We start from the raw sequence: 14,859 nt of genomic DNA, 5'->3' as shown, positions 1-14,859 counted from the left end.
CGTCCGCATCCTCGCCCGCGCCTGGCTGTTCGTGATCTGGCACTGCTGGCAGGACGGCATCGCCTACGACCCCACCCAGCACAGAGCCCTCCAACAACTCCTCAACCAAGATCAACCGGCTGCTGCTTGACACAGGGCTACTCATGCGTCCACGCTGCCAGCCGCCGGACCCGGCCCTGATGTCCCGCGCCCACCAAAACCGTGATCAGGATTTGTCCGGAGTCATCATGGCCAGGATGGGATGCCGCCCAAAAAGCGAAATATCCACCCTTTCCTGTACGGCCCAGCCGCGCGGCACCTCAGGCACCAGCGCCACCACCCGCCCTCCGTCGGCCAGCACCCGGCGCAGCTCGGTCCAGAGCCGGTGACCGGACCCGGCCAGCCGTACCTGCCGCTGCCAGGGCGGGTTGACCAGCACGCGGTCCACGCTCCCCGAGGGCAGAGGGACCCGCCCCGCGTCGGCGCGCACCCACGCCAGCCGCGGCCCGTTGACGGCGGCCGCGGCGATCGCCTCGCCGGAACGGTCGAACCCGAGCGTGCGGGCCTCAGGCGCGAGGGCGGCGGCCTCGATGAGCGTGGTGCCCGCGCCGCAGCACGGATCGATCACCAGCCCCTTCGGCTCGGCCAGGTACGCCATCGCGGCGGCCAGCGGCGGGTGCAGCGTCCCCGGCACCGAGCGCACCTTGTAGGCACGGCGGTGCAGCGGACGCGCGCCCGCGCGCAGGGCGATCACGGCCCGCTCGCCCTCGACCGTCACCCGCCACGACGCGGCGCCGGCCGGAGGCACCCGGCCGTCGCGCCGCGAGTGATAGGGACGGCCGAGCAGGGGCCCGACCGCGTCCTCGACGTCGTAGCGGTTGTAGGCCCGCCGCCCCAGAAACGAGGCGGACACCTCCACGCCTGAAGGCCGCACGCCAGGCTCAAGCGGACGCACGCCAGGCTCAGGCGCGCCGGGTTCGAGGGGGCGCGCGGCGGTGAGGCGGTGGACGTCGATGGTCGCGGCGGCCGAGGCCAGGCGGCGCAGCGCGTCACGGCGCGGTCCGACGCCGTCGACCACGGCTCCCACGAGCAGTACGTCGTCGGCCATGCGGAGCTCCAGCGCCCCCGGCCCCGTGACCTCGAACCAGACCTCCCGGTGCCGCACCTCGCGCACGAGGCCCAGCCCGGCATGACGGATCTCCGTGGCGACCAGGTGTTCGATGCCGTGCACCGACCTGGCCACGGCAAGGGTATGCACGTGTCCTTCTCCCACGTCGCGACTCGGGAGGGCGTGGAGCCGTCCCGCATCGCCGGCGGTGGGTCACGAGCCGCGTGCCCGCCGACGGGGTCGCTAACGCAGGAAGAAGAACGTCATACGCCCGAAGCTATCGGGCCCGCGGGACGGCGGGCCATCGATTTTCCTGGGCCTACGTACGGTGTACGTCCAAAGTATTGACGTAAGTAGGCGCTTTCTCGAATCATGGGCATATGAGCGCACTCGACTTCGATCTGTCGGATCAGCACTTCTGGGCCAGGCCCATGGCCGAGCGCGAAGCGGCATTCGACACGCTGCGCGCACGGGACACCCCCGCCTTCTTCGAGGAGATGGAGGTGTCCTTCGCCCCCAAGGGCATCGGCTACCACGCGCTCGTCAGGCACGCCGACATCCTGGAGGCCAGCCGTAACCCGGAGGTGTTCAGCTCGGGCAGGGGCGGGGCCACGAACATCCCCGACATGCCCCCGGAGTTCGCCGAGTACTTCGGCTCGATGATCAACATGGACGACCCGCGCCACGCCCGCCTGCGCCGCATCGTCTCCCGGGCCTTCACGCCCAAGATGATCAAGCAGTTCGAGGCCGACGTGGAGACCGCCGCCGCCCGGATCGTCGACGACCTCCTCGTCACCGGCCCCGGCTGCGACTTCGTCACCGAGGTCGCCGCCCGCCTGCCGCTGAAGATCATCTGCGACATGATGGGCATCCCGGAGAAGGACTACCAGTTCATCTTCGAACGCTCGAACCAGATCCTCGGCGGCTTCGACCCCGAGTACGCCGGCGACGACATCACCAAGGTCGCCGAACGCCTCCTCAACGCCGGCATGGAACTCCAGCAGCTCGTCCAGGACCAAGCGGCCCACCGCGCGGACCACCCCACGAGCGACCTCATCTCCGCCCTGGTCAACGCCAACATCGACGGCGAGCAGCTGACGCTTCAGGAGCTCGGCTCCTTCTTCATCCTCCTGGTCGTGGCCGGCAACGAGACCACCCGCAACGCCATCTCGTACGGCATGCGCCTGCTCTCCAACCACCCGGACCAGCGCGCCCTCCTCCTGGCGGACACCGAGGCCCGCCTGCCCGGCGCCGTCGAGGAGATCGTCCGCCTGGCGTCGCCGGTGAACTTCATGCGCCGCAAGGTCACCCGCGACCACGAGATGAACGGCAACATGTACCGCGAGGGCGAGAAGGTCGTCCTGTTCTACTGGGCCGCCAACCGCGACGAGCGCGTCTTCGCCGACCCGTACGCCTTCGACATCACCCGCGACCCCAACCCCCACGTCGGGTACGGCGGGCCCGGCCCCCACTTCTGCCTCGGCGCCCACCTGGCCCGCAGGGAGATCACCGTGATGCTGCGCGAACTGCTGCGCCGCGTCCCCCAGTTGGAGGTCGGTCACCCGGACCGGCTGCACTCCAGCTTCATCAACGGCATCAAGCACATGGAGTGCACCTTCTGAGGGTCAGGGGGCCGGGTTGGTCACCTTGATCTGCTTGACGACGGTGTTGATGTCGGGCAGGAGCCGCTTGGCGTCGCCCGGGACCGACATGTAGACGATGGCCGGGAGCTCGTTGGCCGTGTTGATCGCCGCGGTCACGATCGTGGCCTTGCCGGTGCCGGAGGTCAGCTCGTAGGCGATCAGGCGGCCGGTCGAGCCGTTGATCTTGAGCGGTTGCTGGGCGATCTTCCTGACCTTGTTGTCCTCGGGGAAGAACCGCTTGCGGGCGCTCAGCACGACCTGCTTGATCACCGGCTCCAGGTCGTCCTTGGAGGTGTAGGAGGCGGCCAGGCGCTGGGGGAGCGGGCCGGTCATCAGGTTGGCGTAGTTGTCGACGCCGACCTGGACGTACTGGCGGGTGTCGTAGCCGTACGTGGTCTTCACCAGGGGCCGCTGGTCGAGCAGCCAGGTGCCGCCCAGGCGGGGGACCGAGATGCCGGCCTGCTGGTCCGGGACCACGCCCATGACCGGGGCGGCCTTGCCGGGGAAGCGCTTCAGCGGGCCGATCGTGGTGGACGTCTTGACCGGCGTGGGCTTGCCGGTGGCCTGGGGCTTGGCGGCGGGCGGGTCCGTCGGCTCGCTCTCGCTGGCCAGCGGTCCCGCGACGAACGCCCATACCAGCGCGATCACCAGCGCCACCGCGACCGAGGCGGCCAGCGCGAACAGCCACACCGGCTTGCCCGGCTCGTCGAGCGACTCCTTGCCGTCCTCGCCGATCTCCTGGTAGTTGTCGCCGAAGACGGTGTTCCAGAGCTCCTGCTGGCGCTCGGGCGGAGGGGTGCGCGAGCCGCTGATCTGACCCGCGGTGACGAACGGGCGGTCGGGGTCGGACGGGTCGCGGCTCAGGTTGGAACCCGGCCGCGCGTGCTGGCCCTGCTGCTCGCCCGGCTCCTGCGGAGGGGCGGCCGGGGTGGGGTAGGCCTCGTTGTAGGTGATCGTCCGATCCATGGGGTCACCCTTGGGTGCGGCCTGCTGACCGGGCTGACCCGGCTGCTGCCCAGGCTGCCAGGCCGGGGCCTCCGCGCCGCGCCCGTCGGGCTGCCACCCCTGGGCCTCCGCGCCGCGCCCGTCCGGTTGCCAGGCAGGGGTATCGGGGCGGCCGTCCTGCTGCCAGGCGCGCGGGTCGGGCTGGGCGTCCACCGGCGGCGGCGCGGCCGGGGGCCACGGGTCCTTCTGCGGCGGTCCGGCCGGGGGCCAAGGAGCGGGGCTGGACAGGTTGGACCAGGCGCCGTCCACGGGCGGCGGCATCTCCGGCCACACCTGCTGACCCGGACTCTGCTGCCCCGAAGGGCTCTGCGCTGACGGGCTCTGCATGGACGGGTTCTGCGGAAGCGGGTTCTGCGGGAGCGGGTTCTGCGGCGACGGGCTCTGCGGGAGCGGGTTCTGCCCGGAAAGGTGCTGCGGGAGCGGGCTCTGCGGGGCGGAGTGGGCGCCGGGCTGCGCGGTCTCCGGCCAAGGAGCGGGGGCGGGGGTGTCGGACCAGGCGGGCAACGGATCCCGGACAGGGGGCTGCTCCCGCATCCCCTGCTCCCACATGCCCTGTTCGCGCATATTCTGCTGATCACGCATGCTCTGCTGGTCTCTCATTCCCTGTGCGTCCCGGCCCCCTCGTCTGCCACCCGACAGATCACCCAAAGGGTCAAGAGGATCGACCACGGGGTCCCTGCCGCCAAGGGGGTCACGCTGGGGTGGTTCCGGCCAGGTGGGCTGCGGCGGCGGTCCCGCCTCCGGCCATGAGGTCGGCACCTCGTCGCGAGCTTCCGGCCAGGACGTGGGCACCTCGGGCCAGGATGGCGGCAAGTGTGGTGCTCCGGAATTCTCCGTTGCCATTGCTGCCGTACCTCCCGAGGTTATGTCCGGATTAGACGCATCCGGCATGATCTCATGTGGCCCGTGGGGTTCCGCAGGGAAACGTGCGAAGCCGTGCGGATCCGTCGGCGGATCCTGCATCGGCAGGTCGGCCGCTGATCGTTCAGGCTCAGCAGGGTTGGCCACGGCGACGAGAGTATTCTAAAGGGACATATGAGGTCACAACGGATAGATCTCAACGAGGTCTCATAGGACCTGAAGGGCCCATTCTGCCGGGTGGCCCAGGCGTAGTCCCCTCATTCTTCCGAAGACGTGCGCTAGGCTTGACCTATGCGTTCCGCGACCCTGCTTCTTAGCGGGCCGCGACGGCCCTGAGATCTCGCCGTCGCGGCTACCCCTCGTGTCACACGAGGGGTTTTCTTATGGGGTCAGAATCAAACCAGAAGGACACCGCCGTGAGTGAGTACGACCCGCAGGCGCTGCAGGCCAAGTGGCAGCAGCGATGGGAGGAGCAGGACCCGTTCCGGGCCAGCGAGGACGCCGCCGACCCCCGCGAGCGCCGCTACATGCTGGACATGTTCCCTTACCCCTCCGGTGACCTTCACATGGGCCACGGCGAGGTCTTCGCCATCGGCGACGTCGTCGCCCGCTACTGGTTCCAGCAGGGCTACAACGTCCTGCACCCCATCGGCTGGGACTCCTTCGGCCTGCCCGCCGAGAACGCCGCGATCAAGCGGAACGCCCACCCCGCCGAGTGGACCTACGCCAACATCGACGTCCAGGCCAACTCCTTCAAGCGCTACGCGATCTCCTTCGACTGGTCGCGCCGCCTGCACACCAGCGACCCCGAGTATTACCGCTGGAACCAATGGCTGTTCAACCGCTTCTTCGAGCGCGGCCTGGCCTACCGCAAGGGCGGCCTGGTCAACTGGTGTCCCAACGACCAGACCGTGCTGGCCAACGAGCAGGTCGTGGCCGGCAAGTGCGAGCGCTGCGGCGCCGAGGTCGTGCGCCGCGAGCTGACGCAGTGGTACTTCAAGATCACTGACTACGCGCAGCGCCTGCTGGACGACATGAGCCAGCTGGAGGGCGGCTGGCCGGAGCGCGTGCTGACGATGCAGCGCAACTGGATCGGCCGCTCCGAGGGCGCCGACGTGGTGTTCGAGATCGAAGGCCGCGAGGAGCCGGTCCACGTCTTCACCACGCGCCCCGACACGCTGTTCGGCGCCACGTTCTTCGTGGTCGCCGTGGACGCCGCGCTGGCCGACGAGATCGTCACCGACGAGCACCGCGCCGAGTTCGAGGCCTACCGCGCCGAGGTCGCCAAGCTCAGTGACATCGAGCGCCTGTCCACCGACAAGGACAAGAGCGGCGTCTTCCTGGGCCGCTACGCGATCAACCCGGTCAACGGCGAGCGCATCCCGGTCTGGGCCGCCGACTACGTCCTGGCCGACTACGGCCACGGCGCGATCATGGCGGTGCCCGCGCACGACCAGCGCGACCTGGACTTCGCGCTGAAGTTCGGCCTGCCGGTGCAGGTCGTCGTGCACACCGGGCTGGCCGACCCCGGCGAGACCGGCGAGGCCACCCCGGGCGAGGGCACGCTGGTCAACTCCGGCCCGCTGGACGGCCTGACCAAGGCCGAGGCCATCGCCACGATCATCCGGAGCCTGGAGACCGACGGCCGGGGCAAGGGCGCGATCAACTTCCGCCTGCGCGACTGGCTGCTGTCGCGTCAGCGCTTCTGGGGCACGCCGATCCCGATCATCCACTGCCCCGACTGCGGCGAGGTGCCGGTCCCCGACGACCAGCTGCCGGTCACGCTCCCCGACCTGCGCGGCGAGGCACTGGCCCCCAAGGGCATCTCCCCGCTGGCCGGAGCCACCGAGTGGGTCAACGTCGCCTGTCCCAAGTGCGGCGGCGCCGCCAAGCGCGACACCGACACCATGGACACCTTCGTCGACTCCGCCTGGTATTTCCTGCGCTACACCGACCCCAACTACACCGACGGCCCGTTCGACGTGGAGAAGATCCGCGAGTGGGGCCCGATCGACATGTACGTCGGCGGCGTCGAGCACGCGGTCCTGCACCTGCTCTACTCACGCTTCTTCGTCAAGGTGCTGCACGACATGGGCATGGTCGGCTTCACCGAGCCGTTCATGCGCCAGCTGGGCCAGGGCCAGGTGATCAACGGCGGCAAGGCCATGTCGAAGTCCCTGGGCAACGGCGTCGACCTGGGCAAGCAGATCGACGACTTCGGCGTCGACGCGGTCCGGCTGACGATGTTGTTCGCCAGCCCGCCCGAGGACGACATCGACTGGGCCGACGTCTCGCCGCAGGCCTCGCAGAAGTACCTGGCCCGCGCCTTCCGCGTGATGGACGAGGTCGCCAGTGCGCCCGGCGGCGACTTCGCGCAGGGCGACCTGGCGCTGCGCAAGGTCACCCACAAGACCATCGACGAGGTCACCAAGCTGATCGAGTCCTACCGGTTCAACGTGGCGATAGCCCGCCTGATGGAGCTGACCTCCGCCGCCCGCAAGGCCATCGACTCCGGCCCCGGCGCCGGCGACCCCGCGGTGCGCGAGGCGGCCGAGTCGCTGGCGGTCATGCTGTCGCTGGTCGCGCCCTACACCTCGGAGGAGGGCTGGGAGCGGCTGGGCCGTACCGGCTCGGTGGCGCTGGCGGGCTGGCCGGTGGCCGACCCCGCGCTGCTGGTCGAGGACTCGGTGACCGCCGTCGTGCAGGTGGCCGGCAAGGTCCGCGACCGGCTTGAGGTGGCCCCCGACATCTCCGAGGACGACCTGCGCGCGCTGGCGCTGGCCTCGGACAAGGTGCGGGCGCACCTGTCGGGCGAGCCTCGCAAGGTGATCGTCCGCGCGCCGAAGCTGGTCAACATCGTCCCCTGACCCCGACGGACGTCACCGCGGGGCCGCGAGCTGGAACGCGCGTTCGTCAGTGCAGGGCCGCCCGCCGGACCGCGGAACGCGCGTTCGTTACCGCAGGGCCGTCAGCCGGTCCTGTAGGAACGCGCGTTCGGCCGCGTTGCCGGTGAGCGCGATCGCGCGTTCGTAGGCCCGCGCCGCCTCGGCATCCCTGCCCAGGCGGCGCAGCAGGTCGGCGCGGACGGCATGGCAGACGTGATAGCCGTCCAGCGGGAGCGCCTCGACCAGGGGCAGCGCCTCGGCGGGTCCCCGGACCTCGGCGAGCGCGACCGCCCGGTTCAGCGCCACGACGGGCGTCGGGGCCAGCGCGATCAACTGGTCGTAGAGGGCCAGGATCTGCGCCCAGTCCGTCGGCGGCGGGTCGCTGTGGACCGCGTTGATCGCCGCCTGGATCTGGTAGGGACCGGGAAGGCCACGGCGCAGGCACCGCCGTACCAGCTCACGGCCTTCTGCCATGAGCGCGCGGTCCCACCGCGCGCGGTCCTGCTCGGCGAGCGGGACCAGCTCACCCGACTCCCCGGTACGGCCGGCCCGCCGCGCCTCGATCAGCAGCATGAGGGCCAGCAGCCCGATCACCTCGGGCTCGTCCGGCATGAGCGCGGCCAGCAGCCGTCCGAGCCGGATCGCCTCGGCGCAGAGGGCCGCCCTGACCAGGTGTTCGCCGGAGCCGGCGGTGTAGCCCTCGTTGAAGATGAGGTAGAGGACGGCCAGCACCGGCCGCAGCCGGCCGGGCAGGTCGGACTCCTTCGGCACCCGGTAAGGGATCTTCGCGTCGCGGATCTTGCCCTTCGCGCGCACCAATCGCTGGGCCATGGTCGGCTCCGGCACCAGGAACGCCCGCGCGATCTCGGCGGTGGTGAGCCCGCCGAGCAGCCGCAGCGTGAGCGCGACCTGGACGTTCCTGGCCAGGGCCGGATGGCAGCAGGTGAAGATCAGGCGCAGCCGTTCGTCGCGCACGGGTCCCTCCTCGGCGGGCGGCTCCTCGCGGGCGTGCAGGAGCGCGGCCTGCGCGTGCCGGTCCTGGCGGGTGGACTCCTTGCGCAGCCGGTCGATGGCCCGGTTGCGGGCGGTGGTGATGATCCACCCGGACGGGCTGGCCGGGGGTCCGTCCTGCGGCCAGCGGCGCAACGCGGTCGCGAAGGCGTCCTGAACCGCCTCCTCGGCCAGCTCGATGTCGCCGAAGGAGCGCACCAGGACGGCGACCGCGCGGCCGTACTCCTCGCGGAAGACGCGTTCGACCTGGTCAGTCACCGTGGATCGGGCGCACCTCGATCGGCAGGCCGGTCGCCGCCGCCAGCTTGCCGGCCCACTCCAGGGCGTCGTCCAGGTCGGGGGCACTGATCACGGTGAAGCCGCCGAGATGTTCCTTGCCCTCGGTGAACGGCCCGTCGGTCATGAGCACGTCGCCGTCCTCGGCGCGCACGACGGTCGCGGTCGAGGCCAGGTGCAGCCCGGCGGCGAACACCCACTGCCCGGCCGCCTTGACCTCCTCGTCCCAGGCCATGACGCGCGGCAGCACCTCGTCCAGCAGCCCCTCCGGCGGCTCGCCGTCGGGCTGGTAGATCGCGAGCAGGTAGTTCATGTCCGTGTCCTTTCCCTCGGTCACCTTCTATACGAACGGCACCGCCCTTTCTCGACACGAATTGACCTCAAGTCGAGTTGAGGTTGCACAGTGGACCCATGGTGAAGATCGGCGTCGGACTTCCGACGATGCAGGAGACAGAGAAGCTCGGCCCGGACGGCGTCGCCCGCGCGGCGCGGCTGGCCGAGGAGGCCGGTCTCGACTCCGTGGGCGCGGCCGACGTGCTCATCGGCGACGGGACGCTCGCGCTGGAGAGCGTGGTCACGCTGGCCACGGCCGCCGCCGTCACCGAGCGGGTCAAGCTGGACTTCGGGGTGCTGTCCGCGCCTACCCGGCCGGTGGCGATGATGGCGGCCCAGGTGCAGACCTTGCAGTACCTCTCGCGGGGCAGGGTACGGCTCGGCGTGGGCATCGGCGGCTTTCCCGGCTCGCCGTTCTGGACGGCGATCGGCGCGACCGGCGCCAACCGCGGCCGCGCGGCCGACGAGGCCCTGCAAGTGCTGCCCGGCCTGATCGCCGGCCGGCCCACCCAGGTAGGTGACGGCCCGGAGGTGACGCTCGCTCCGGGTACGGCGGTGCCGCCCCTGCTGGTCGGCTCCGGCACCGGCGACGCCGCCCTGCGGCGGGTGGCACGCTACGCCGACGGCTGGCTGCCGTCCGGGCTGACCCCGGCCCAGCTCAAGGTCGCCGTGGACAGGCTGAGGGAGCTCGCGGACGAGTACGGCAGGCCCACCCCCTTCGTCCACGTGGGCGTGCACGCCGTCCTCGGCGACGACCCCGAGGCGAAGCGGGCGATGGAGGCCCAGCTCGCCGGCTTCTTCCAGCTCTCGCCCGAGGAGATCCGCGAGGCCACGGTGAGCGGTTCCCCGCAGGAGGCGGCGGAACGGGTGGCGGCCTTCGCCGAGGCGGGCGCGGCCGAGGTCGGCTTCGGCATCGACGGCAGCGACTTCCTCCACCAGATCGAGCTGGCCGGAGCCGTCAACGCGTACGTGACCCAGGGTTAGGTGGCGGGTCGCCGCCAGGGCGGGTTTCCGCCAGGCCGTCGCCTATGCCGGGCCGATCGCCCGGCGTTAGATCGGTCGCATGCCCCTCACTCCCTCCTCCCGGCGGCTGGCCGGGGCGGTGGCCGCGACCGCGCTCGCGGCCACCGCGCTGACCCCCGCGACCGCCCACGCCGCCTTAGAGACGACGTTGGAAACGGCCCCGCAGGAGGTCGCCGTCACGCTGATCACCGGGCACAAGGTCCGCTTCACCGACCGGCCGGGCGACGCTGACGTGGTCTCCGTCGAGCGTCCCAAGGACGCCACCGGCGGCGTCCAGACGTACTACACCGGCGGCGACGTGCACGTCGTCCCCGACGAGGCGGCCCCGCTGCTGGCGGCCGGCAAGCTCGACCCGCGCCTGTTCAACGTCACCGACCTGGTCGAGATGGGCTACGACGACGCGCGCAGCGGCGGCGTGCCCATGATCGCCACCTACCAGGGCGCGGCCCCGCGCTCGGCTCCGCGCGGCGCCTCGATCGTGCGGGCGCTGCCCAGCGTCAGGGGCGCGGCCCTGCGGGCGCAGAAGCAGGACGTCCGCGAGTTCTGGAACGGCCTCGCCACCTCCGGCGCGGCGAAGATCTGGCTCGACGGCAAGGCCAGGGCGAACCTCAAGGAGAGCGTCCCGCAGGTCCAGGCCCCGGCGGCCTGGGCACAGGGCCTGGACGGCAACGGCGTCAAGGTCGCCGTGCTCGACAGCGGCGTCGACGCCACCCACCCCGACCTGCAGGGCCAGATCGCCGAGCAGGCCAGCTTCGTGCCCGGCCAGGAGGTCAAGGACGCCAACGGCCACGGCACCCACGTCGCCTCCACGATCGCCGGCACCGGCGCCGCCTCCTCGGGCGCCAACAAGGGCGTGGCCCCGGGCGCGGACCTGCTGGTCGGCAAGGTCCTCGACGACGAGGGCAGCGGCCAGGACTCGTGGATCATCGCGGGCATGGAGTGGGCGGCGAGCAAGGCGGGCGTGGTCAGCATGAGCCTCGGCTCGCCGCTGCCCGACTCCGGCTCGGACCCGATGTCGCTGGCCGTGGACGAACTGTCCAGGAAGCACAACACGCTCTTCGTGATCGCCGCGGGCAACGCCTACAACCCCGGCTCGATCGGCTCGCCGGGCTCGGCGGCCAGCGCGCTGACCGTGGCCGCCGTGGACAAATCTGACCAGCGCGCCCCCTTCTCCAGCCAGGGCCCGCTGACCCTCACCTACGGCCTCAAGCCGGACATCTCCGCCCCGGGCGTCAAGATCAACGCGGCGCGGTCGTCGTTCGCCGGCGGCAGCGGCCCGTACGTGGCGATGGACGGCACCTCCATGGCCACCCCGCACGTGGCCGGAGCGGCGGCGATACTCAAGCAGCGCCACCCGGACTGGACCTGGCAGCAGCTCAAGGACACGCTGATGAGCAGCGCCAAGGGCCTGGACAACACCCCGTACGAGCAGGGCACCGGCCGCCTGGACGTGGCCGCGGCCGTCGGCGCGAAGGTCAGCGCGACCGGCTCGGTGCCGGTGGCGATGTTCGACTGGCCGCACGAGGCGGGCGAGGCGCCGGTCAAGCGGACCATCACCTACCGCAACGACGGCGACGCCCCCGCCACCCTGAACCTCACCGCGCAGGCGCCTGCCAAGCTGTCCGCGCCGTCCGTCACCGTCCCCGCCAAGGGGAGCGCCACGGTCGAGCTGAGCGTCGAGCCGGCCGGGCTGGAGGCCGACCAGACCCTGTCGGGCCTGGTCACCGCGACCGACGGCACGATCACGGTGCGCACCGCCTTCGCCGCGGTCAAGGAGCGCGAGCTCTACGACCTCACGCTCGAACTGCGTGACCGCTCCGGCAAGCCCGCCGCCGGATACGTGGTGCTCTCGCTGCTCGGCGACCGCTATCCGTGGCAGTACGCCGTGGACGGCAAGCGCACGCTGCGCCTGCCGCCCGGCTCGTACATGGCCACCAGCTACCTGCCGGTGGCGGGCGAGCGGGCCGACGCGCTCGGCACCGCCGTACTCGTGGATCCCGAGATCACGCTGAACAAGGACACCGAGGTCGTCCTCGACGCCGCCCGCGCCCGGCGGGTCAGCGCGAAGGTCCCGCAGCGCACCGAGGACCGCCAGGTCAAGGTGGACTTCTACCGCTCGCCGCCGGAAGGCGCGGGCGCGCGCGGCGCCTACCAGACGCCCGTCGCGATCGAGGACGTCTACGTCAGCCCCACCGAGAAGGTCACGCAGGGCTCGTTCGGCCTGCTCACCCGCTGGCGCAAGGGCCAGCCCATGCTCGGCGTCAGCGCCCCCGGCCTGCCGCCGATCGAGGCGCTGGTCCAGATCGACGCCACGATCACCGACGGCCGGGCCCTGCTCAAGGGCGTCTTCGCGGGCAAGGGCGACGACTACACCGGCATCGACGCGCGCGGCAAGGCCGTGATCGTCGAGCGCTCCGACGCCGTCACCCCGCAGGCGCGGGCCGCGAAGGCGATCGCCGCGGGGGCCAAGCTCCTGCTCGTCGTCAACGACCGTCCCGGCCGCCTCATGGAGGTGTACGGCGAAGCCGTCACGATCCCCGTCGCCTCCCTCACCCGCGACGCCGGGGCGAAGGCCGCCGAGCTGGCCAGGAAGGGCCGCCTGCTCCTGGCCACCGAGCAGTCCCGGTATGCCGACTACCTGTACGACCTGGTCGACGTGCACCCGGAGGCGGTCCCCGACCGCGACCTGGCCTACCACCCGCGCGGCCTGGCCAAGGTCGAGTCCACCTACTACGGCAGCGGCGCCAAGGTCGGCAGCGGCTACCGCTACGACATGCGCGAGGGCTGGGGCCCGGCCATCGGCTTCGAGGAATATGAGACGTTCCCCAAGCAGCGCACCGAGTGGGTCTCCACCCAGCCGGGCTCGATCTGGTACGAGAACCACGGCGTCGGCCTGAATTACTTCGCCGCCTGGGAGATGCGTCAGTCGCCGCGCACCTACCGGGCGGGCGAGCGGCTGGAGCAGGAGTGGTTCCACCCGGTCGCCAGGCCCAGGCTGGGCGACACCTACTGGGGCCCGTTCCGGCAGACGAACGGCTACGTCCAGTTCAACATCACGCCGTGGACGGACGGCGGTCCTGGCCGGGCGGGATCGATGCCGGACGACGAGTACGACACCACCTCGATCGCGCTCTACCAGGGCGACAAGCTGATCCAGCGGGCCAAGGGGCGGGCGTTCTCGCCGCGTGACCCGCTGGCCGAGGCGGCGCTGCCGTACCGGCTGGTGCTGGACAGCGCCAGGGACGGCGGGACGTGGCGGACCTCGACCCGCACGCGCACCGAGTGGGGGTTCACCTCCGACGCCAACGACCCGGACGGGCCGTTCAACGTGGACATCCCGCTGCTGCAGCTCGACTACGACGTGCGCACGGACCTGGCGGGCGACGTGCGCGGGCCGGTGGCGCGCATCGGGCTGTCGGGCACGACGCAGGAGTGGCTGGACAAGCCGGGCAAGGCGACGGAGGCGACGCTGCAGGCATCCTTCGACGACGGCGCGACCTGGCAGCAGGTACGGCTGCGCCCGGCCGGGGCCGGTGCGTGGCGCGCGGACCTGGTCACGCTGGGCAGGAAGGGGTTCGTCTCGCTGAAGGCGACGGCCAAGGACGCGCAGGGCAGGACGGTCTCCCAGGAGATCATCCGGGCGTTCGGCCTGCGCTGACATAACCGTGAAATCACGATCCGGGGCCGAAGACGGGATTTCCGGCTTCGGCCTCGGGCCTGCCCCCATACTGATCCGCGTCCCGACACGGCGGGGAAGGGCGGGGAACGTGCTGGAGGCGCTCGGCCTCACCGACGAGGAGGAGGCGGTCTACCGCCACCTGGTCGCCCGGCCGTCCGCCTCTGCTGGCGAGATCGGCGCCGCGCTCACCCTCCCGGGGCCGCGCGCGGACGAGCTGGCGCGCAGCCTCGCCGCCCGTGGCCTGGTCAGCACCCTGCCCGGCGAGCGGTTCTGCGCCGTGCCGCCCGCGGTCGCGCTCGGCGCGCTGCTCACCGTCCGCCGCGACGAACTGCGCACGGCCGAGCTCGCCCTCATCGCCCTGGCCGAGGAGCATCGCTCGGCCGCCGCCGGTCGCGCCATCGGCGACCTGATCGAGGTCGTGTCCGGAGTCGACGCGCTGCGCCAGCGTTTCGCCCAGGTGCAGCACGCCGCCAAGGAACAGGTCCGCAGCTTCTCCACCGCGCCGTTCGTCGCGGTGCCGATCGGCGAGAACGCCGCCGAGGAACAGGGCGTCAAACGCGGGGTGAGCTACCGCGTGGTGGTCGAACGCGACCTGCTCACCGCGCCCGGCGCCGCCCAGGAGGCCGTCACCTCGCTACGGCAGGGCGTGCAGGTACGGGTCGCCGACCGGCTGCCGATCAAGCTGATCATGGCCGACTCGGCGCTCGCCCTCGTCCCGCTGAGCACCTCGGCCGGTGACCGGCCCGGCGCGGTGCTGCTGCACGGCAGCGGCCTGCTGGCCGCGGTCGAGGCCCTGTTCGAGGCGGTGTGGGAGCGCGCCTACCCGCTGCGCATGGACGCCTCGGCGGCCGGCGCGGACCCGGACATCACCGAGCTGGACGCCAAGATCCTCAGCCTCCTGCTGGCCGGGCTGACCGACGAGGCAGTCGCCGGTCAGCTCGGTCTGTCCCTGCGCACGCTGCAGCGGCGGATCCGGCAGCTCATGGACCTGGCGGGCGTGCGTACCCGGGTCCAGCTCGGCTGGCAGGCCGCGCAGCGCGGCTGGGCCTAGGGCCG

At 71.6% G+C, this 14,859-nt stretch carries 9 protein-coding genes; 5 read left to right on the top strand and 4 right to left on the bottom strand.

The features are described from left to right. Window positions 1-205 precede the first annotated feature (205 nt). A complete protein-coding gene (locus HNR40_RS49490) occupies window positions 206-1,237 on the bottom strand; it encodes a TRM11 family SAM-dependent methyltransferase (protein WP_312896831.1) in 1,032 nt (343 codons plus the stop codon). Window positions 1,238-1,467: 230 nt separating this feature from the next. Here HNR40_RS49490 and HNR40_RS49485 point away from each other — a divergent pair, with 230 nt between their 5' ends. Then, on the top strand, window positions 1,468-2,709 hold the full coding sequence (locus tag HNR40_RS49485; RefSeq protein WP_184974585.1) for a cytochrome P450: 1,242 nt from the start codon (window positions 1,468-1,470) through the stop codon (window positions 2,707-2,709). Between the two features lie 3 nt (window positions 2,710-2,712). Here HNR40_RS49485 and HNR40_RS49480 read toward each other — a convergent pair whose 3' ends face one another. Beyond that, the gene (locus tag HNR40_RS49480; RefSeq protein WP_184974581.1) at window positions 2,713-4,317 is read right to left on the bottom strand and encodes a hypothetical protein; all 1,605 of its coding nucleotides are present in this window, start codon (window positions 4,315-4,317) and stop codon (window positions 2,713-2,715) included. A 695-nt stretch (window positions 4,318-5,012) separates the two neighbouring features. Here HNR40_RS49480 and leuS point away from each other — a divergent pair. Next, complete coding sequence (gene leuS, locus HNR40_RS49475; RefSeq protein WP_376773609.1) at window positions 5,013-7,463, top strand: leucine--tRNA ligase; 2,451 nt, start codon at window positions 5,013-5,015, stop codon at window positions 7,461-7,463. A gap of 87 nt (window positions 7,464-7,550) precedes the next feature. On the opposite strand, the gene HNR40_RS49470 is transcribed toward leuS, so the two are convergent. Together HNR40_RS49470 and HNR40_RS49465 are read right to left on the bottom strand one after the other, a co-directional pair. After that, window positions 7,551-8,750, bottom strand: a complete 1,200-nt coding sequence (locus HNR40_RS49470; RefSeq protein ID WP_184974576.1) for an RNA polymerase sigma factor — start codon at window positions 8,748-8,750, stop codon at window positions 7,551-7,553. Beyond that, window positions 8,743-9,081, bottom strand: coding sequence for a YciI family protein (locus HNR40_RS49465; RefSeq protein WP_184974573.1), 339 nt, complete (start codon window positions 9,079-9,081; stop codon window positions 8,743-8,745). The genes HNR40_RS49470 and HNR40_RS49465 overlap by 8 nt, the downstream gene beginning before the upstream one ends. A 98-nt stretch (window positions 9,082-9,179) precedes the next feature. Between HNR40_RS49465 and HNR40_RS49460 the strand changes: the two genes are divergently transcribed. From HNR40_RS49460 to HNR40_RS49450, 3 genes are all read left to right on the top strand, one after another. Beyond that, window positions 9,180-10,085: an LLM class flavin-dependent oxidoreductase gene (locus tag HNR40_RS49460; protein WP_184974570.1), complete on the top strand. Its 906-nt coding sequence runs from the start codon at window positions 9,180-9,182 to the stop codon at window positions 10,083-10,085. 79 nt (window positions 10,086-10,164) lie between these two features. Further along, on the top strand, window positions 10,165-13,782 hold the full coding sequence (locus HNR40_RS49455; RefSeq protein ID WP_221341764.1) for a S8 family peptidase: 3,618 nt from the start codon (window positions 10,165-10,167) through the stop codon (window positions 13,780-13,782). A 109-nt stretch (window positions 13,783-13,891) separates the two neighbouring features. Continuing rightward, window positions 13,892-14,854 (top strand): DUF7436 family protein, encoded by a 963-nt coding sequence (locus HNR40_RS49450; RefSeq protein WP_184974566.1) that lies wholly within the window; start codon window positions 13,892-13,894, stop codon window positions 14,852-14,854. Window positions 14,855-14,859 lie beyond the last annotated feature (5 nt).

This window comes from Nonomuraea endophytica (genome assembly GCF_014203235.1).
GTDB lineage: Bacteria > Actinomycetota > Actinomycetes > Streptosporangiales > Streptosporangiaceae > Nonomuraea > Nonomuraea endophytica.
The sequence above is the reverse complement of the archived record's forward strand: the minus strand, read 5'-3'. Positions and strand labels throughout refer to the sequence as shown.